Origin of the sequence: Pseudomonas saponiphila, from assembly GCF_900105185.1 — a bacterium.
Taxonomy (GTDB): domain Bacteria; phylum Pseudomonadota; class Gammaproteobacteria; order Pseudomonadales; family Pseudomonadaceae; genus Aquipseudomonas; species Aquipseudomonas saponiphila.
In genome coordinates this window covers 2043055-2062531 of sequence record NZ_FNTJ01000001.1, presented here as the reverse complement: position 1 = coordinate 2062531, position 19477 = coordinate 2043055, and the positions used below count along the sequence as shown (strand labels likewise).

15 protein-coding genes are annotated in these 19477 nt (G+C 61.1%); 5 read left to right on the top strand and 10 right to left on the bottom strand.

Annotated elements, in window-relative coordinates; genetic code table 11:
* Nucleotides 1–35: 35 nt before the first annotated feature.
* A complete protein-coding gene (locus BLV47_RS09635) occupies nt 36–251 on the top strand; it encodes a YXWGXW repeat-containing protein (protein WP_092312631.1) in 216 nt (71 codons plus the stop codon).
* Nucleotides 252–258: 7 nt separating this feature from the next.
* On the opposite strand, the gene BLV47_RS09630 is transcribed toward BLV47_RS09635, so the two are convergent.
* The gene (locus BLV47_RS09630) at nt 259–1134 is read right to left on the bottom strand and encodes a LysR family transcriptional regulator (RefSeq protein ID WP_092312628.1); all 876 of its coding nucleotides are present in this window, start codon (nt 1132–1134) and stop codon (nt 259–261) included.
* A gap of 196 nt (nt 1135–1330) precedes the next feature.
* On the opposite strand from BLV47_RS09630, the gene ampC reads away from it, so the two are divergent.
* From ampC to BLV47_RS09615, 3 genes are all read left to right on the top strand, one after another.
* Complete coding sequence (gene ampC, locus BLV47_RS09625; protein ID WP_092312625.1) at nt 1331–2500, top strand: class C beta-lactamase; 1170 nt, start codon at nt 1331–1333, stop codon at nt 2498–2500.
* A 327-nt stretch (nt 2501–2827) separates the two neighbouring features.
* Nucleotides 2828–3550: a phosphatidylcholine synthase gene (gene pcsA / locus BLV47_RS09620; RefSeq protein ID WP_092312621.1), complete on the top strand. Its 723-nt coding sequence runs from the start codon at nt 2828–2830 to the stop codon at nt 3548–3550.
* Between the two features lie 48 nt (nt 3551–3598).
* The gene (locus BLV47_RS09615; protein ID WP_244168851.1) at nt 3599–4261 is read left to right on the top strand and encodes a LysE family translocator; all 663 of its coding nucleotides are present in this window, start codon (nt 3599–3601) and stop codon (nt 4259–4261) included.
* 82 nt (nt 4262–4343) lie between these two features.
* Here BLV47_RS09615 and BLV47_RS09610 read toward each other — a convergent pair whose 3' ends face one another.
* Entirely contained in the window at nt 4344–5126 is a 783-nt protein-coding gene (locus tag BLV47_RS09610) for a sulfite exporter TauE/SafE family protein (protein WP_092312615.1), read from the bottom strand.
* 323 nt (nt 5127–5449) lie between these two features.
* On the opposite strand from BLV47_RS09610, the gene BLV47_RS09605 reads away from it, so the two are divergent.
* A complete protein-coding gene (locus tag BLV47_RS09605; protein WP_092312612.1) occupies nt 5450–8077 on the top strand; it encodes a patatin-like phospholipase domain-containing protein in 2628 nt (875 codons plus the stop codon).
* A gap of 105 nt (nt 8078–8182) precedes the next feature.
* On the opposite strand, the gene BLV47_RS09600 is transcribed toward BLV47_RS09605, so the two are convergent.
* From BLV47_RS09600 to BLV47_RS09575, 8 genes are all read right to left on the bottom strand, one after another.
* Nucleotides 8183–8713, bottom strand: coding sequence for a DUF3087 domain-containing protein (locus BLV47_RS09600; protein WP_092312609.1), 531 nt, complete (start codon nt 8711–8713; stop codon nt 8183–8185).
* A gap of 565 nt (nt 8714–9278) precedes the next feature.
* Nucleotides 9279–9812, bottom strand: a complete 534-nt coding sequence (locus tag BLV47_RS35315) for a hypothetical protein (RefSeq protein WP_143038253.1) — start codon at nt 9810–9812, stop codon at nt 9279–9281.
* 13 nt (nt 9813–9825) lie between these two features.
* On the bottom strand, nt 9826–10200 hold the full coding sequence (locus tag BLV47_RS35310; protein ID WP_143038252.1) for a hypothetical protein: 375 nt from the start codon (nt 10198–10200) through the stop codon (nt 9826–9828).
* Between the two features lie 94 nt (nt 10201–10294).
* The gene (locus BLV47_RS35305) at nt 10295–10798 is read right to left on the bottom strand and encodes a hypothetical protein (protein ID WP_143038251.1); all 504 of its coding nucleotides are present in this window, start codon (nt 10796–10798) and stop codon (nt 10295–10297) included.
* 1 nt (nt 10799) lies between these two features.
* Entirely contained in the window at nt 10800–13436 is a 2637-nt protein-coding gene (locus BLV47_RS36390; protein ID WP_208605251.1) for an N-acetylmuramidase domain-containing protein, read from the bottom strand.
* Nucleotides 13437–13473: 37 nt separating this feature from the next.
* Entirely contained in the window at nt 13474–15513 is a 2040-nt protein-coding gene (locus BLV47_RS09585; RefSeq protein WP_092312603.1) for a type VI secretion system Vgr family protein, read from the bottom strand.
* A 193-nt stretch (nt 15514–15706) separates the two neighbouring features.
* Nucleotides 15707–17191, bottom strand: coding sequence for a PepSY domain-containing protein (locus tag BLV47_RS09580; RefSeq protein ID WP_092312600.1), 1485 nt, complete (start codon nt 17189–17191; stop codon nt 15707–15709).
* Nucleotides 17192–17277: 86 nt separating this feature from the next.
* Nucleotides 17278–19446, bottom strand: coding sequence for a TonB-dependent receptor (locus BLV47_RS09575; protein ID WP_092312597.1), 2169 nt, complete (start codon nt 19444–19446; stop codon nt 17278–17280).
* Between the last annotated feature and the right edge of the window lie 31 nt (nt 19447–19477).

The following is a 19477-nucleotide window of genomic DNA, read 5'->3' as shown; positions in this document are numbered from 1 at the left end:
CGCGGGCCCACTGTCACTTCCCAAGGAAACCGCCCATGCGTCGTGTGATCCAAAGCCTGCTCATCGCCACCTTGCTTGGCACCACCCTGGCCGGCTGCGTGGTGGCCCCGGTCCATCCACGCCGGCCGCCGCCACCGCCCATCGTTGAAGTGATCCCCGTGGCGCCGGCCCCCAGCTACCACTGGGTGGCCGGACACTACAGCTGGCACGCCGGCCAGTGGCTGTGGACGCCGGGACATTGGCGCTACTGATGAGGACCTAGGCGGCCACCGCCTGCAGCAGCCAGGCCTTGAAGGCGCTCATGGCGGAAGTTTCCGCCCGCGACTGCAAGCGCGTCAGCCAATAGCTGCCGGTGACGATGCCGATGTCGAACGGCTGCACCACCGCGCCGCTGGCCAACTGCCGCTCGAACATCAAGGGCGGTGCCAGGGCCACGCCCAGGCCCTGCAAGGCGGCTTCGAGCATGCCCAGGGAAGAGTCGAAGACCACGCTCTGGGGCAGCAGACTATGGCTGCCCAGCCCCGCCGCCTGGAACCACTGCGGCCACTCGTCGGTGCGGTAGGAACGCAGCAGGGTCTGGCCCAGAAGGTCCGCCGGGGTGTGCAACTGGCGGGCAAGCTCCGGCACGCAGAGCACCGACAGCGGCGCCTGCAGCAGTGGCAGGGCATCGATGCCGTGCCAGGCCCCGGTGCCGAAACGTATGGCGTAGTCCAGGCCCTCGGCGGCCACATCCACCCGGTTGTTGTTGGTGCTCAGGCGCAAGTCGATGAACGGATGGCGAGCCTGGAAGTCCCCCAGGCGCGGCAGCAACCAGCCCACCGCGAAGGTGCCCACGGCGCCTACCGTCAGCACCTCGCGATAGTGCCCGCCGTCGAACCGCCCGAGGGTCTGGGCGATGCGGTCGAAGCACTCGCGCAGCACCGGCAGCAGTGTCTCGCCTTCGCTGGTCAGCATCAGCCCCCGGGGCAGGCGCTTGAACAGGGTGACCTTGAGCTGGGCCTCCAGGCTCTTGACCTGATGGCTGACCGCCGCCTGGGTCACGCACAGCTCGATGGCCGCGCGGGTGAAGCTCAAATGACGTGCCGAGGCTTCGAAGGCGCGCAGCGCATTCAAGGGCAGATGAGGACGGAGCATGACTATTCCCTAGTTTTTCTAATGGCTCGTGCGAGATATGGTCGTTTGTCGATCCGGCACCGACTGCCTACATTAAGCGGGCTCAGCGCAGGCTGCCTATGTCCTGCAGCGAGCCTTTTGCGAACAAGCTTCCGCTTGCAGAGCCGCGCTTGAAATTGCGGCCAATTTACTCAAAACACAGGGAAATACACCGATCATGCGGCATAAAACCTTAACCGGATTCGCGCTTGGCAGCGCCTGCTCCCTGTTCCTGGCCAGCACCAGTGCCCTGGCCACGCCCCAGGACAACCACCTGAAGAACACCGTGGACGCCAGCATCCGCCCCTTGATGCAGCAGCAGAAGATCCCCGGCATGGCGGTAGCGATCATCGCCAAGGGCGAGCGACATTACTTTAACTACGGGGTTGCCTCCAAGGACAATCAGCAGCCGGTCGACAACGACACCCTGTTCGAAGTGGGTTCGGTGAGCAAGACCTTCAGCGGCATCCTCGCCGCCCTGGCCCAGGCCGAGGGCAAGCTGCAGCTTTCCGACAACGCCAGCCAGTACCTGCCGGCCCTGCGCGGCAGCGCCTTCGATCACATCAGTCTGTTGCAACTGGGCACCTACACCGCCGGCGGCCTGCCACTGCAGTTTCCCGATGAGGTCCAGGGCGAAGACAAGATCCTGGACTACTACAACACCTGGAAACCCCGCTTCAGCCCCGGCGTCCAGCGCCAGTACTCCAACCCGAGCCTCGGCCTGTTCGGCTACCTCGCCGCCCGCAGCCTGGGCCAGAGCTACGAGCAGTTGCTGGAGCAGCGCCTGTTCCCAGGCTTCGGCCTCAAGCACAGCTACCTCAAGGTGCCGCAGGATCAGCAGCAGCACTACGCCATGGGCTATGATCAGCAGGACCAGCCGGTGCGGGTCGGTCCCGGCCCGATGGATGCCGAAGCCTACGCAATCAAGACCAGCGCCTCGGACCTGCTGCAATTCATTGCCGGCAACCTGCAACCTGGCCAGCTCGACAAGCCGCTGCAACAAGCCGTCGCCAGCACCCAGAGCGGCTACTACCAGGTCGGCGACATGACCCAGGGCCTGGGCTGGGAACGCTACGCTTACCCCGTCCCCCTGGCCCGCCTGGTGGCTGGCAACGCCCCGAAAATGGCCACCGAGCCCCACCCCGTGCAATGGCTGGCCACCCCCGAAGCGCCCAAGGCCGACGCCCTGTACAACAAGACCGGCGCCACCAGCGGCTTCGGTGCCTACGTGCTGTTCGTCCCGAGCAAGCAGATCGGCATTGTCCTGTTGGCCAACAAGAACTATCCCAACCAGGAGCGGGTCAAGGCCGCCCATGCCATCCTCAAGGAACTGGAGACTGCGAAGTAACAGGCCGCGCCGCACGGCACGGGCTATCGACACCACGGCCCGCCGTTGATTGCTGGCGTCAACGCCATGTGCCCTTGCAGGACACATGGCGTTTTTTCATGCCAGGTTCGATGTGACGCCTAGACTCAACGCAGCCCTCTCGACCTTGCCCCCAGCGCGCTTGAGCAGCAGCAAGCGCTAGCCTCAGGACGCTGCGCGCCGGGCCTGATTCAAGGTTCACGCTGAACCTTCTACCAGGCTCTCCGGTCGATAAATGCAACCTGGCAAGGGTTGCCGACGCTGTCGCGCCGGTGTTCGCCAGGAACCACAGCCGCTGGAGAAACGTCCGTGATATCGACCCTGCAAATCGCCAGAATCAAAGCCTGGGGCGCCCACGGCTTTACCGCCACCGGCGTGGTCAGTGCCTTGCTCGCCACCCTGGCGCTGTTCGACAACCAGCCCAAGGCCTGCCTGCTATGGCTGGGGGTGGCGCTGCTGGTGGATGGGGTCGACGGCTCCCTGGCGCGCAAGGTCAATACCCGTTCGGTGCTGCCCAACATCGACGGCTCGGTGCTGGACCTGGTGATCGACTACCTGACCTATGTGTTCATTCCGGCGCTGTTCATCTACCGCTACATGCCCCTGCCGGACTACAGCGCGCTGCTGGCCACGTCGCTGATTCTGCTGTCGTCGCTGCTGTGTTTCTGCAACGTCAACATGAAGAGCCATGACTACTACTTCCAGGGCTTTCCCGCCGCCTGGAACGTGGTCGCCCTGTGCTTCTACCTGATCGAGCCCGGTCCCTGGCCGACCTTGCTGAGCATCTTTGTCCTGGCCCTGCTGACAGCGACCCAGGTGCAGTTCCTGCATCCGTTCCGGGTGCGCAAGTGGATGCCACTGAACATCATCGTGACCTTCATATGGCTGCTCAGCGGCGCATTGCTGATCCTCAGCCACCCGCTGCACAGCCCACCGATCATGGGCCTGTGGCTGGCGGCCTCGGCCTACTTCCTGGGGATCTGCCTGTGGCGTTCGGCGCAGGAATGGGTCAGGGGCGGCCCCCAGCCATAAGCGCTCAGCCCCCAGGCGAATCCCTTTAAACCTGCCGCGACCTGGGGCATGCTGCGTCGACTTCGCCACCTGCCCGACGAGAACGCCGCAATGAACACCAGCACCCTGCTGCTCTACACCTCAAGCTGCTTTATCGGCGCGCTGATCCCCGGCCCGACCTCGCTCCTGGCCATGGCCAACGGCACCTCGCGCAATCGCCAGCTGGTGGCGGTGGGCATGGCCGGCGCGGCGCTCTCGGATGTGCTGATCATCGCCGCCGTGGGTCTCGGCCTGGGGGCGATGCTGATGGCTTCGCAGCAGTTGTTCATGGTTTTGAAATGGGTCGGCGTGTGCTACCTGGCCTGGCTCGGCATCCAGCTCTGGCGCAGCGCACCCCAAGCCCTGAGCGCCCAGCAAGTGCGAGCCGGTTCGCGGCGTGGCGAGGTATTCCGGCGCAGCTTCTCGGTGGCCATGACCAACCCCAAGGTACTGCTGTTTTTCACCGCCTTCCTGCCGCAATTCGTCGATCCCAGCCAACCGGTATTCATCCAGTACGCCACCCTGGCGCTGGTGACAGCGCTGGTCGAGGTGCTGGTGATGGGCCTGTATGCCGCCGGCGGGGTGCAGGCGGCGAAATTCCTCACCGCCAGCGGCATGCGCCGGCTCAATCAGTGCTGCGGCGCGGCCATGCTGTCGCTGGCGGCATTTTTGGCACTCTACCGCCGCAACTGACAGATGCTTTCTGCTTGCCGCTCGAAGCTTGCCGCTTGCGGCTTGCGGCTTGCGGCTTGCGGCTTGAAGCTTGCCGCTGCTCTTAAAAGGCCAGCTTGTAGCCGATGGAGAACAGCATGACCGCCAGGCATGGCCGCAGGATCTCGTCGGACACCCGCCCGGTCATGTGGCTGCCAATCCAGATCCCCGGCAGCGATCCCATCAGCAGGAAGCCCAGCAGTTGCCAGTCCATGTTGCCCATGCTGGCGTGACCCAGGCCGGCCACCAGGGTCAGGGGCACGGCGTGGGCGATCTCGGTGCCCACCAGGCGCTTGGTGGCCAGGAACGGATAGAGAATGAACAGCGCCACGGTGCCCAGGGCGCCGGCGCCGATGGAGGTCAGGGCGACCATGGTGCCGAGGATCAGCCCGGTGACCACGGTCAGGCCATTGAGGCCGCCGGGGCTGGGCTGGTAATCGCTGCCGTGGCGCTGGGCGAAGGCCATGAGCTTCTTCTTGAAGACGATGGCCAGGGCCGTGAGCAACAGGACAAAACCCAGCCCCTGCTTGATCACCGCGTTCAACGCATGGGGATCGGAGTCCAGGTTCTTCAAAAACCACAGGGTGGCCAGCACCGCCGGAACACTGCCCAGGGTCAGCCAGCCGGTGATGCGCCAGTCGATGTTGCGGTTCTTCTGGTGCACCAGCACCCCACCGGATTTGGTGATGGCGGCGTACAGCAGGTCAGTGCCCACCGCCGTGGCCGGATTGATGCCGAACCAAAGCAGGATCGGGGTCATCAGCGAGCCGCCTCCGACCCCGGTCATACCCACGATAAATCCCACTACCAGGCCTGCGATTACAAAACCGAAATTACCCACATCCATCGATAAACAACCCTACAGATCACGCGGCCAGGTCAAAAACTGGCGGCAGCATAGCGGCTAAAGCTTATGTCCATTTATATAAATAAAATCTAACGTTATAACCAATGTCGTTTTTTCCATGCATCCGGCGCATCAAGCGCCCTTTCCACTTGCGACCAGCACAAGCCCGATGCCCCTGGCACCCCGAAGCCGAGCCCCGCGCTGTCGCGCCCGCCCCGAGGCACCCGGCGCTTGCACAGCGGCCCCCGGCATCCGCTATCCTGCCGTGCGCTTGCCGGGGCGCGGCCCGGACCGCAGCCCCTCCGTCCCCCCAAGGAAGGTCCATGACACCCGACGAGAACCCGTACCAGATCGAGCACCAACGCATCCGCTTTCGACGCCTTAGCCTGGGCCAGGAAGCCCCCGGGCAAACCGCAGCCGCCCGTGGCAACTGGGGCCTGGCCCTGTCCGGTGGCGGCATCCGCAGCGCAACCTTCTGCCTGGGCGTGCTGCAAGCCATGGCCCGGGCCCCGGCGCCCAGCGTCAGCAGCCGGCCAGTGCCACCGGCCGACGCCGACGCCGACGCCGACGCCGACGCCGAACACAGCCTGCTGTCGCGCATCGACTACCTGTCCACGGTCAGTGGCGGCGGCTACATCGGCAGCTTCTTTTCCAGCCTGTTTCTCCCCGGGCGCTTGCGCCAGCCAGCGCCCCAAGACCCAGTGGGCCAGGCCGCCCGCGATGCCTACCAGGCCCTGCGCTTCGAACCGCCAGGACGCATCAGCACCGGCATCAACTACAGCACCCGGCCACCGGGCCAGGGCCCCGCGGCCTGGCTGCGGGAAAACGGCCGCTACCTGACGCCCACCGGCTCTGGCGACATGCTCTATGCCCTGGCCATGACCTGGCGCAACTGGCTGTCGCTGCAAGTCATGATCGGTTTGCCGATCGTGCTGCTGCTCAGCCTCTTGAGCCTGTTCCAGGTGCTGAGCCAGGCCAGCCTGCTGCTCTGGCCGCTGATGGCTGGCGTACTCTTCGCCCTGCCCTGCGCCGTGGCGTACTGGCTGATCATTCCCCAGGGCGATCTGGACCAGCCACCGAGCATGGGCAATGCGGCCTACCGCAGCATGCTCGGTGTGGTCGGCGGCCTCTGGCTCAGTGGCGCCCTGGCCTACTGGCTGATGCAGTGGCAAGCGGTGGGCGCCCTGACCCTGGCCGCGGCCCTGGTGGGCACTTGCGCCTTGCTGATCACCCGGCAACTGGTGACCCGCCTGGCCGACAACCGCGACCCGGCCAAGGACAACGCCTGTGCCAACAGCGTGCGCAACTATCGGGTACAGATCACCCGGGCCCTGGGACGGGCCATGGCCGCGGTAGCCGTGCTGGGATTTCTCGCCCTGCTGGTGACCGCCGCCCAGGCGCTGTACCGCTACCTGCATGACCTGCGGGCCCTGGGCAGCCTGCTGTTGCTGATCGGCGCGGTCTGGCTGGTGCGGCGCCTGGCCCTGCTCAAGGATGAAAAGAGCCTGCCGGGCTGGATGCGCAAGCTACCACTCCAGGTGCTCGCGCTGATTGCCGGCGGCCTGCTGCTGAGCCTGCTGTGCCTGTGCTGGGGCTTGCTGGTGCAATGGATCGCCTACGACGGCGGGGTGATTTCCGGCGATCGCGCCGTGGCCTGGCGGCTGGCGGCACTGAGCCTGGTGGCGGCCGTGCTGACCCACCTCAGCGGGCGCTTCATCGGCTTTCTCAATACCTCGTCGCTGCAGGCCTTCTATTCGGCGCGCCTGACCCGCGCCTACCTCGGCGCCTCCAATGGCCGGCGCTTCAACGGCCCGCCGCAGCAGCGCCGCACCTACATGAGCGTGGCCGAGCCCATGTCCAGCGACGACCTGTCGCTGCAGCAGTACTACGCCACCCCCAGCGCCGGCCCGGTGCACCTGATCAACGTCACCATGAACCTCACCGTCGACCCGGCGGAACAGCTGGTGCAGCGCGACCGCAAGGGCAAGCCGCTGTGCATCGCGCCGAACTGGGCGCCCGAGCGCCCGGCTCCAACCAAAGACTGCCCAGCGGAGCGCTACCTCCTCGACGGCCAGGCCTACAGCCGCGACCTCGACCATGGCCCGGCCTCGGAGATCATGAGCCCGCTGACCCTGGGCCAGTGGATCGGCGTTTCCGGTGCCGCCTTCAGCACCGGCCTGGGTCGCGCCAGCAGCCTTGGCATGTCGCTGGTCCTGGGGCTGGCCAACGTGCGCCTGGGCATCTGGTGGCCCAGCCACTTCCTCGACCCTGGGCAAGCACAGTGGGTGCCCCGGGATCTCAAACCCTGGACCCGCTACAGCACCCAGGCCTACCTGTTCTATGAACTGACTGCGCGCTTTCACGGCTACCGCCGCGACTACCAGTACCTGTCCGACGGCGGGCACTTCGAAAACACCGGCGCCTACGAACTGCTGCGCCGCGGGCGCCAGGTGGAATTGATCATCACCTGCGACGCCGGCTGCGACCCCGACTACCAGTTCGACGACCTGGCCAACCTGGTACGCCTGGCGCGCATCGACCAGGCCCTGGAGATTCGCCAAGACCCGGGGGTACTGGAGCACCCGCAGCTGAAGACGGTATTTGCCAGCCTGGAAGAGTTCCGCCAGCCACCGAGCGCCGACAACCGGAAGTGCGCCCTGCTGCTCAATGTCCATGCCCACTCCCCGGGCAGTGACGATGACCTGTGCCAGACACCCCACTGCCGGATCCTGGTGCTCAAGCCGCGGCTGATCGCCGGGCTGACCCCGGACCTGCTGAACTACGCCCGGGCCAACCCGAGCTTTCCCAACCAGAGCACCGTGGACCAGTTCTTCGACGAAGCGCAGTTCGAGAGTTACCGGCAACTGGGCCTGAGCATTGGCCAGCAACTGTTCGGCACCCAGTGCCAGCCCAGCGCGATGGCCCAGGCGTTGTGGCGGTATCTGCAATAGCGCCGAATGGGGCAGCTACGCAGCCCGGCGCGAGCACGCCCGCCACAGGCTACCGGTCGCTCGGGCTATCGCTGAACTTTGCCGCATGAGGTTGCCAAACGGCGCTCAAGGGGTCTTGTGCCGCTTCACCGCTTCCAGCCATGACGCCTCAAGGCGCTCCTGCCGCGGGTCGATACCCTGTTCGGCCAGCAGCGCCAGATGCCGCTCCACCTCGCCCAGCATCTGCCCGTGGGCGCTGGAGTTGGCGTCCAGCTGGTGCATCTGGATCAACCCCAAGTGATAGAAACGCAGCAGCTTGAGCGCCGCCGGATCACCGGCCGCGACCCCGGCGGTGACCTGATGCATGACATTGGTCACTCGCATCAGGCTGCGCTTGAGGCGCCAGCCGTAGACCGCCGCGGCCATCCACGGCTGGGTCCAGAACACACTGCGCAGCAGCGCCGCGCAGATCACCAGGCCGGTGAACACCCCCGCCGCGTTCCACACCAGGTTGTCGCCACCGGGCTGACCGAACAGCGCCACCGCGGCGCTGGAAAACAGCATGGCCAGGGCGACGAACACCAGCGCGATGATCAAAGTGCTGCGACGGGTTTGCCGCCGGTAAGTCTCGGGGTCCTGCGAGGTGATGACGAACATGGGCGCGACGGGCTCCGTTGGCAGTGGGTCAATTTTCAGGCGGGCATTATCACCGCTGGGGGCGGTGCCGGTGGGTAAATTTGCCCTTAGGAAGCAAAAGCATGATCCGGGTCATGGCTCTGGGGGTGAATGAAGTCAGAAAGCATACTGAACGTTAGCAAGACACTGGGTGTTTCTTGTAATACAGGCAAATGTTGACTAGCTGTTGGCCGCGTTCGGTGAAAGCGTGGTAACGCACTGCTTTGGAATGTTGTCTTCATAGCGAGTACTGTTCGGGCTTTTATTTATCAATTATGAGATTGGTAAATTCATCACCACAGCTTGGAAAATCCTCTATGAACACTCCACTTTTAGCGTCATAAATGAATACTCTAAAAATCGCGCAAACTCCTCTCGCCAAGTCTCGCCAGCTCGGCATTCGGTGCGACCAGTCCCAGTTCCGAGTCGGTGTGCATGCTGCGCGTATTGATATTAGCCAAGCTCAGCAAGCTGAACACATTGTCCACCACCACTAGCCTGTGGCTTGATCACATACAACGCCGACAAGGAACGGGCTAGAGTATTTTTACTTGCCGACTGAACCCATAATACCCTGCAGCTCTGATATATCGCCCTCATAGAAAGAGCTGCACTGTGAGACGGCTAAAAATACGCCACCTGAATTACTTATAGAAGTACTACAAACCAAACCCGCCCCTTCCGTCCCATCTGCTTTCCCGTATATGAAATCTTTCATATCCACCAACCGCCATCCTTCTCTAAGCAACTTAAGCCTTGCGTCTTTGGATGCCTCAGCAACGCGAACAATTGAATTGGGATAAGGAAGCTTTATCAGATCGTTATAAGGTAGATGTACTCCTTTGCCGAGCACGCGCAGGACCTCATCAAGCTCTTTTCCCACCACAATAAATGTCGGCAAGTTTTCCAGGTTTGTGTCATAAGCCGGTTGATCCTTAGGAGCCAGCTTGAGTATGGTTATATTACCCTCCTGAAAACAGCCGAAAACCTCAAGCTTGGTCTTTGGCATATTGGGTAAGCATTGCTGTTCGCTAGAGCAAGCCAGCAACGAACAAAAAGCAGCATAAATCAGCGCTAACAATCTAAGTAAAAAATTACACCTCATCATTTAATACACTCCAGATGACTTCAAACGCCTGCCGCCTTTCATTCTCATGACTAGGAATACCATTTGGATTCCCCCTATTAATTATCGCACCCACAACTCTAGAGGTTGCTTGGGTCGAACCTTCATCCGCACGCCTATTGATTCTCTCTCTGACCCAATAGAATCCAGATGCATCACAAGCATTATAATCATCTATAGCAAGCAGGTTCGGATTAGGATCCAGTGTGAAATTTCGAGACCTATACTTTTCATAATTTTTATAGTTTCGTCGCCCAGTAATTTGCAGAAAACCTCGACCGTGAAACCTATCCCCATCTCCTGCCATCCCCCCGGCCAATGAGTTGGCAGCGCCGTTGTCCATGCCAGCAGCCTTTGCTGCTGTTTGATTTGGGCGACTCGCCACAATAGAGTTTTCATATTTTTTATTATGGATTTTTAAAAATGATTATAAAAAATCATCTCTCACACCCTAACGCATCACCTTTATCACAGGCCACATATGGAGCAACCTTTTTAAGATTGTCTATATATATTTTTACACATGACATCTGCACATCTTTCATCTCGGGAGCTTTGGATACAACAACCCCAGCATTTTCTCTGCCTTCCCCAAACGCCTCACCATCGTAGTTGCTATAAATTTCGTACTTGTAATTCCCCACAGAAAAACTCAACTTCGCGTAAGAAACCTGATAACGAAAATAGTGATTAAATGTAAATCCTTCAAAACCAAAACCATTGCTAGGAAAAATCATTTCCTTGTTGTTTTTTTTGCCGAAGCGGTATTGAATTCCCGACAGGTCACCATCAACATATTCAGGGCATAGCGCTAGATTTTTTCCTCCTCGCATCTCGCATTGAAAAATGGCCACTGCGCTTTCGCACATTTTCTCTTGAGCGCCCCATGAACAGAAACTCCAAAGCAATAAAAACATACAAGCACTGATTCGGATCAACATCTCAAATACCCTTAAGCAAATTATAGTTATTCATCATTCTGACATCATATCCATCTTGAGCAGGGCCATTGTATCTAAGTGCAAAACTCAACCAATCCTTTTGCACAATTGCAGAAGACAAGACCGAATCAGCCTTAACGAAATTTACAAATGCTTTCAGATGATTTTTTTCTGAACGACTAAGGTCCTGTACAAACTCCTCAACCGATAAATACCCAGCACTAGAAAAATTCTTGCCCATAATCTGGAAACGCCCCCACGATGCTGATTTCAGAGCTGCGCTTGCACTCAATCGATATGCCCTGATTAATTTCCCATATTGCGCTGAGTACGTACCATATCCGCCCCTACTACTAGACGATATATCAGGATCCGACGAGTCGAACTGACCATTAGTCAACCGATGAAAATAATGCCTTTCAAAAAGTATGGCTGTAACTTCATCATCCCCGGCCTTTGTGAAATAGCTACCTGATGACGCTGTTTCTGTAATGGCGACAGCCTTTACTGCTTCAACTTCACACCCAAGAGCATCCGCTGCTGCAATATAATCATCCTCTTCAATTATCGAGCCGTCATACAATTCTAAAAACTCAAGCTCTACTTTCGCGCCGCCAATAAATATTTCAGGGTGCTGCTTCAAGCTGCGTGCGTTAGAAAAAAGACCTACTGGATGAATATACCAACATCTACCACTCTCACAGCCTCCTTCTCCCCCCATTAACGGCGACCACCAACTCAAACTCTGAATCCGTTTCTTCTCTTCAGCCCAACCTTTATTGGACTCTGACTCACTGTGCCTCATTAGTTTATCCAAGGAGTCCCAGCTTTCCTTTTTGTAGTGCCACTCGCTTTGATACGTCGTAAGCATCTGCGAAACCGGTTGGGAGAACCAAGGTTTGCTGAGTACCTCCCTTACTTCCTTGGGAGGTAGCTTTTTATCACCATCCTTATCAAGAATTTTGTACAGGGACTGTGTGACGGGGCCTGCTCCAGCCTTCACAACTTCAGGCTGATAAGTCGCAAGCTCTTCTTCCGTAAGTTCTTTCTGTGCCTCCAGAAAGGCAGCGTAGTGCTCAACATGGCTGACTGTTTCTTCAATGAAAGTAAAACCCTCCCATTCAAAAGACGAATGTCGCGATAGCCCGATATCCGGTTCAGCAAACCAGCCACTGATGGCGTTACCCGAGGTATCAGCTAGTACGCCCTCAAGGTGCCACCAGTATGTGTAAGTGGTCAGGCCGCCCATGACCACCGGCGCCTTGATCTTCCTCTCAGAGGGTAAAGCCTCCAACACCTGCAACGGGATCACCAGGTCATAACCAATCTGCTGACCTGGGTCGGATGCCTTGGGTGGGGTTGTTGCATTCATACCCGCCACATGGCTGATCAGCTTTGCGCCCTTTGAGACCTTGACCAGGGTCCTGTCCTTTGCAGGCAAGTTGGCCGCTCTGGATCGACTCTGTTGGATAAACGTCTTGACGTCTTCACAGCTAAACACTTCCAGATGCAGCAGATTCTTCGGCGCGGAGTCCGATTGATTCTGATACTTGCCCACATGCCCAAGAAGTTCGCCCGCCTTGACTTCATAAGCCGTTTTCAAAGGGACAACCTTGTCCATATCCTCCGGTGTGCTAGTTGCGTCCAGAAGATCAAGAGAGACATATCCCGAAATCACTCCATCAACATCTGGAACAAGAAGAGGTATGGACTGGCCATTGATAATTTCGAGCAACTTACGGTATTTGCCAGCGTTCTTTTCGTCACTGATTGTGATTTGCGTGCCTACCGGCAGAAAGCCTATTGGCCTTCCCTGGGCAAAAGCATCACGCACAATTGCTCCATTTTTCTGCTCCCGTGGAAGATCCCGGGCCTTGTCCCCCACAAAGTATTGATCTGCAGAAATACGCTGCATTTCTTCCTTGTATACCCAGCCAGTCTGCTCTGCCAGTTCGGCTACCGCCGGTATGACGTCGAGCACTTCCAGCCATTTCTGAGTATCGGGTGCAGGTTTGGTGAACACCGTCGTTCCGCGAGGCAATACCGTCAATATTGGCGTGTTACCACCAGAGGTGCTGCTACGAACCCTAAGCCCGAGCAGTTTGTCGGATGCTGCCGTTTTGACCTTATAGGTGGTTTTCCAGAAGCTGGGGCGCTTGAGTTCTGGACTGGTTTGATAGCCCTGCCAATCCAGCAAATGCATGTACAGACTAAAGAAAATCAGGCTGGGGCCCGCTACCGAGGAAGAAGCTGAGGCCTCTTCTGCAGTGGCAGCTGGCGCGGGCGGTGCAGGGAGCTCAAGGCGGTGTCTGACCAGCACAAAGCCTGTGGAAAATGGCGCTCTCTTCGAACCGTACTCGGATACCGGATAAGTCTTGTCAATTCGATACGCCACCACCTCGCCGTCAGCGATGCAACGAACTTCAGTCTTGTCTGAAACCAGTCCGCTGGCGTCATCGAAATGCACACCACCATGCCAAAGGCCGTTGGCACCTATGGGGTAGAAACCATCTTCGGCCTTGGCCAAGGCCTTGTAATACTGCTGTGGATCTAGCGACCGGGTCGTTCCCACTTTCAGTGGAAATACCCAGTTCTCTACTCTATTGATTGTCTTCTGGTTGCCCGATGCCTCTGTCATGACTTCGTCCTTGCCCCCTGTACCTGGGGAGTCTTCATCAGCCGGAGAAATTGATCAGCCGTTGCAGTTGAGGCTTGATCGGCTCTTGTAATGGATTCACCAAGGCCTTCTCCATCAAGCCCCCCGCCTTATCCTTATCCGCCACGCCGGGCAGCACCGGCGGCTGGACTCCAATGCCCGAGCCAGCACCCGCAGCGCCCCCCGCATTCACCTTGAGCAGCGCCCCATTCACGCTGATGCCGCTGGCGTCGAGCTTGATAAAGCTGCCCCCGGCTTGCACCGTCAGTTCACTGTCCGCTTCGATCACCAGCTTCTGGCCCGCTTGCAGGTGGATCTCGCGGCCGGCCTCTAGCAGTTGTGCGGTGCCTAGCTTGATGTGCTGGTCGTGCGCCACGTTCAAGTGATCGTCGGCCTTGACCTCGACTTTGCGTTCGCCGTGGGTGGTGCGGTGTTCTTCAGCCTTGAATTCGCTGTAACTGTTTTGCTCGACGCTGTCGTGGCGCTCGTGGCCAACGCGAATCTTCTGGTCGTTCTGGATGTTTTCATCCCAGTCGCGCTGGGCGTGGACGAAGATCTGTTCGGCGCCTTGCTTGTCTTCGATGCGCACTTCGTTGAAGCCCGCGCCGCCCGGTGAACTCAGGGTCTTGAAGGTGCTGCGGGTGTTGCTGGCCGGCAGTTCGTAGGGGACGGGGTGTTCCTGGTGATAGAGACAACCGCTGATCAGCGGCTGGTCGGGGTCGCCTTCGAGGAAGTCCACCAGCACTTCCATGCCGATGCGCGGGATGGCGATGGCGCCGTAGCGGTCGCCGGCCCAACTGGAGGCTACCCGCAGCCAGCAACTGGTGCGGTCGTCGCCTTGGCCTTCGCGGTCCCAGTGGAACTGCACCTTGACCCGGCCGTACCGGTCGGTGTGGATCTCCTCTCCTGCCGGGCCGGTGACCACCGCGGTCTGGCTGCCCAGGACCCGTGGTTTGGGATGGTCCAGCGGCGGGCGGAAGAACACGTCCCAGGGGGTGGCGAAAAAGCGGTTGCGGTAGCCCTGCTGGAAGCCGTCTTCAGCCTCGCTGTCGCTGGTGATCGACTCCTCCAGCACCTGGGGCTGCTGGCCTTCGTGGGTGACCTGGGTCAGCAGCCAGAGGTCGTTCCACTCCTGGCGCGGGTGATCGGACAGTTCCAGGAAATGCCCGCTGGCCAGTCGAGGTTCATCGCCCCAGCCTGCGGCTTGCAGGTAGTCGGCGCGATGGCGTTCCAGGGCCCGCTGGCTGAGCAACTTGCCACGCTCACGGTCGGTGAAGCGGCCAGGGTAGTCGTAGTCTTCCAGGTCCGGCTCTGCGCTTTTGGCTTCGGGCTTGTAGGCGGATTCCATTTGCAGACGCGGCTTTTCGAAGTCGTAGTCGCGCCGGGTCACACGGCTGGTGCGCGATTCCAGGCGCACGTTGAAGCCCTTGATCACCGGTTCATCGGCCACCAGCCCGCTGCCGCGCACATAGGCGATGGGCCGGCCAAGCTTGCGGAACACGCTCTGGTTGTCGCTGAACACCAGCAAATGTGCTTCGCGGCTGTGCTGGAAGTGGTAGTGCAGGCCTTCCTCTTCGCACAGGCGCTGGATGAAGTGCAGGTCGCTCTCGTCGTACTGCACGCAGTAGTCGCGCGCAGGGCACAGCTGCTGGATCTGGAACTGGTAGGCATCGCCGAGGATGCCGTGCTCTTCGAGGATCAGGGCGATGATCTGCGGCGCCGAGAGCTGCTGGAAGATCCGCTGGTTGCTGCGATGGCGCAGGTAATCCAGCTGCGGCAGCAGCGACAGGCTGTAGCGGCTCAGACGCTTGCCGGCGTCGCCCTGAGCGATGCGCTGGATCAGCCCGTGGACGCCGTGGCCCTGGGGATCGAAGGCGAGAAAGGCCGGTTGGTGCAGCAGCGGTTCAAGGTCGATGAAGGGGCGTTCGCTGACCAGTTGCAGGTCGAAGCGAAACGGCTGGCTGATGGCTTCGGTGCCCCTGAACGCAAGCACCTGGAAGTCGTGCTGGATGCCTTGGATGTCCAGGCTGAAGTGGGTCTGGTCGGCCGGGCTGAACATGGGTCGCTCCTTGACGTGTTGCGGCTGATTCCATCAACCGAAACGCTCCAAGGCGACGAGAAAATCGTCGACTGTGGAGCGATTGCGCAAAATGGGCCCTGCAACTTAACAAGCAGCGACACATGAGGCTCATAGGACCTATCTGAAATTCCGCTCAGATACATGACCCCCATCAGGCTCCGGGGCCGAGCACTTACCTCCTGCCCCACTTTAGCGAGCGTCCCAATCGCCGCCAGCCCAGCACCATCCCGGTGCCGCTGATCAGCAGGCCACCAGCGCTGAACAGGATCATCCACAGATCCCACAACGGCCGGTTGGCCAGCAGGGGCAGCCAGTCCCAGCTGTGCAGCAGACCGAACAACCAGCGCGAGGCGCGGCGCGGTTGATCCAGTTGGCTGACCACCGCGCCGGTGTGCAGGTCCAGGTGCAGCCAGGTCCGGGCCGGGTCGTCGAAGCGCACCCGCAGCACCGGCAGGCGCTGCTCCAGGTGGCCCATCATGCTGTGGGGTTCGCGGGCGTAGTAATAGAAGTCGTAGGCCGCCAGTTGCTGGACGATCATCGGCCGCTCGGGGCGGATGGCCCAGGCCGCTTGTTGCAGAGTGCCCGGGTTGAACTGGAGCAGTACCCGCCCATCGGCCATGGACAGAATCCGCGTGCGCCCGGCGCTGTCGTAACCGATGACATAGCCCTTGCCGCCGATCATCCGCCACTCCAGTTCCCGGACCCGCAGGCCATCCTCGGCAAAGCGCCGCAGGGCTTCATCGGCCCCGAGGGGAAAGGCCGCCGCGTTCAGCGGGCCGCCCTGGTAGGCCGCCACCGACAGGGGCTGGGCGCTGCTGAAGAGCTTCCACGGGTTCATCGACATCAGGCCGCTGAAGATCCAGGTAATCAGCAGCACGCCGAACAACAGGCCTCCCACATGATGCCAACGGGCAACGCCCTGGTAAGGCGAGTGCGAGCCGCTGCGGTAAGTGCGCGTGAAGCGCCAGCGCAGCAGGCCCACGGCCAGGCCGAGCACGGCCATCAGGGTCGCGGCCAGGGACAGATAGGTCACGATCGGCCCCCAGGCGCCGTCGATGCCGATGCCCCGCAGCGGGTACAGCCAGTGCAGCCAGGCCCCGATCCAGTTCCAGCCGCGCTCGGTGGCGGTGGCGTCGCGCACCACCTCGCCGGTGCTGCCGGAGACATACAACAGGCGCCGCTCGGCATCGGCGATGGCCACCCGGTACAAGGGCCGGTCGGCGTCCAGGGCCCGGGACTGGCTCCACATGTCGCCCTGCACCGCGCCACGATCGCGCACCGCCACACCCGGGGCGAACTGCCGGGCCGCGGCCAGGGCCTCGACCTGATCAGTAGGCAGCGCCTGCAGGCCGCTGTCGGCCTCGATCGCCACCTTGCGCAGCCCCGGGTATTCGAGGATGTAACGCGGCGCACCGGCCACCGTGGTCAGGCGGATGCTCGTCGGCGCCTGTTCGGGATCGGCGGCGTGCAGCACCTGCTCCAGGTCGACGCTCCCCTTCTCCAGGGCCAGCACCGGCAAATGCGCCAGACGCTCGGCGGGGGTCAGCTTGGGGTAGCCGACATACAGCATCACCACCCCGGAAATAAACCACAGGGCCATGAACAGGCAGGCAACAATGCCCAGCCAGCGATGCCAGAGGTACAGATAACGCTTCATCGCAGGCATCTCACAAAAACAGGCATCTCACGGAACAGGCCTCTCACAGAGGCGCGGGGCGCTGTCGGGCGCCCCGCTGGCTCAGGTTAAAAGCGCGTTTGCAGCGCCAGCTCGAAGGTCCGTGGCGCCCCCAGGTACAGCTGGGTTTGCCCCGTGGTGCGGGCGTAGACCTGATCGGTGAGGTTGCGCACCCGGCCGGTGATCCGCGTATCGGCGTTGAGCTGGTAGCCGACGAATGCGCCGAAGATCGTGTAGGCCGGCGCATAGCGGGTGTTGGCCGCATTGGCATACATCGACGACACGTAGCGCGCATCGCCGCCCACCTGCCAGGACGGGGCAATGTCGTAGCTCAGCCACAGGTTGGCCACTTTGTCCGGGGTATTGGTGGGGCTGTTGCCCTTGCGCGACACCGGTCGGCCGCCGACGTTTTCATAGAACTCGTCGTACTGGGCATCGACATAGGCCAGGTTGCCCTCGGCCAACAGCTTGGGCGTGACCCGCAACGAAGCCGCCAGCTCCACACCGCGGGACGATTGCTGGCCCACCGGCTGGCTACTGCCGGGGTTGCTCGGGTCGGCGGTGGACAGGTTCTTGCGTTCGATGCGGTAGGCGGCCAGGGTCGCCGAGCCACGGCCCTCGAGGAAATCCAGCTTGCTGCCGATCTCCCACTGGTTGCCGGTGCTGAGGTCAAAGTCGCGCACCTGACCGTAGCTGGCGGTGGTCAGGATGCCCGACGGCGGGTCGGCGGCGGTGCTGTATTGCACGTAGACGTTGGCCGCCGGAGTCAGCTCGTAGACCAGCCCCAGGCGCCCGGTGGTGGGCCGGTACTTGCGCTGGAAGAACGCCGGGTTGGCCTCGGTGACGGCGCGGTAGTTGGTCACTTGCAGGTCGATCTGGTCATGGCGCAGGCCGCTGAGCAGGGACAGGCGATCGGTCAGTTGCAGGCGGTTTTCCAGGAACATGGCCCAGGTGTCCACCTGGTTGCGGCGGTTCTTCTCGAAACCGCGTTGCATGCCCGGCAAGTCCCAGAAACTGCCCGGATCGAAGTCGCCCGGCGCAACGCCAGGCAGCGTGCCCGATACCGAGCGCGGGTAGTTGCTCATCACGTTGTGGCTGTAGTCGATGCCCGCCGACCACTGGCTGTCGAGGCCGAACAGGCTGTTGTGATGCATCAGCTCGAAACGGTTGCCGTTGAGTTCCTGGGCGTGGCGCTGAAGCAGGATGCCGGAACGCACCACCTGGCTGTTGTCACTCTTGTAGGCGTAGTTTTCCAGGTTGCGGTATTCGCGATCGGCGTTGTAGTGGTACAGGGTGTTGCGCAGCGACGTGCGCTCATCGAGCTGATAATCGATGATCGAGCGCAGCCACTGCACCCGCTGTTCATAGCGGCCGTCGCTGACGTTGTAGTTCTCGAAACGCCGGCTCTTGTCCACCTCCATCTTGCCGCCCAGCGGATTCAGCGCCGGGGTGCCCCAGTAAGGGCTGTCGACGCGTTCGTCCTGGTACTCGTAGGCCAGGGTGTGGGACAGCTGGTCGTTGAAATCCGTCAACAGGGAAAACGCCGTGGTCCAGGCATCGCGCTGCTCGCGGTCGACATAACCGTTGCTGCTGGTGTGGCTGACATCGAAGCGCGCGTAGTGCCGCGGCCCGGCGCCGTCGTTCAGCGCATGGTTGAAGCCAAAGGCGGTTTCGCGGCTGTCGAAGGAGCCATAGCTGACCCGCCCTTCATTGAACGACTCGGTGCGCGATGGCAGCTTGGTGATGTAGTTGATCGAACCGCCCACCGCGCCGGTGCCATAGAGAAAGCTCGACGGCCCGCCCACCGCCTCGACCCGGTCGTAGATCCAGCTGTCCACGGGACGCGCGGCGATGGAGTCGTATTGCACGCTGATGCCGTTGAACAGCTGGGTGATCTGCGGCCCGGAAAACCCGCGATAGGAAACGAACCCCGGAATGCCCGGCGATGAAGCCGCGTTCATCCCCGGCACGCTGGCCAGGATGTCCTGGGTGTTGGCGGCGCCACGCTGCTCGATCTGCTGGCGGTTGACCACATTGACCGTCGCTGGGGTTTCCCGCGGGGTCAGGCCCAGGCGCGAGCCGGTGCTGGTCTGGGTATCGAGTTGCAGGCCGGGTTGCGGCAGCTCGTCGGCGCTGATGCGCATCTGCGGCAATTGCAGCGGAGCATCGGCCAGGACATTGAACGACAGGACGCAGCACAGCGCCGCGCAACTGGAGGAGCGATAGGAGTACTTCATGGACTCGGACTCGAAAAAATCATCGAACAGC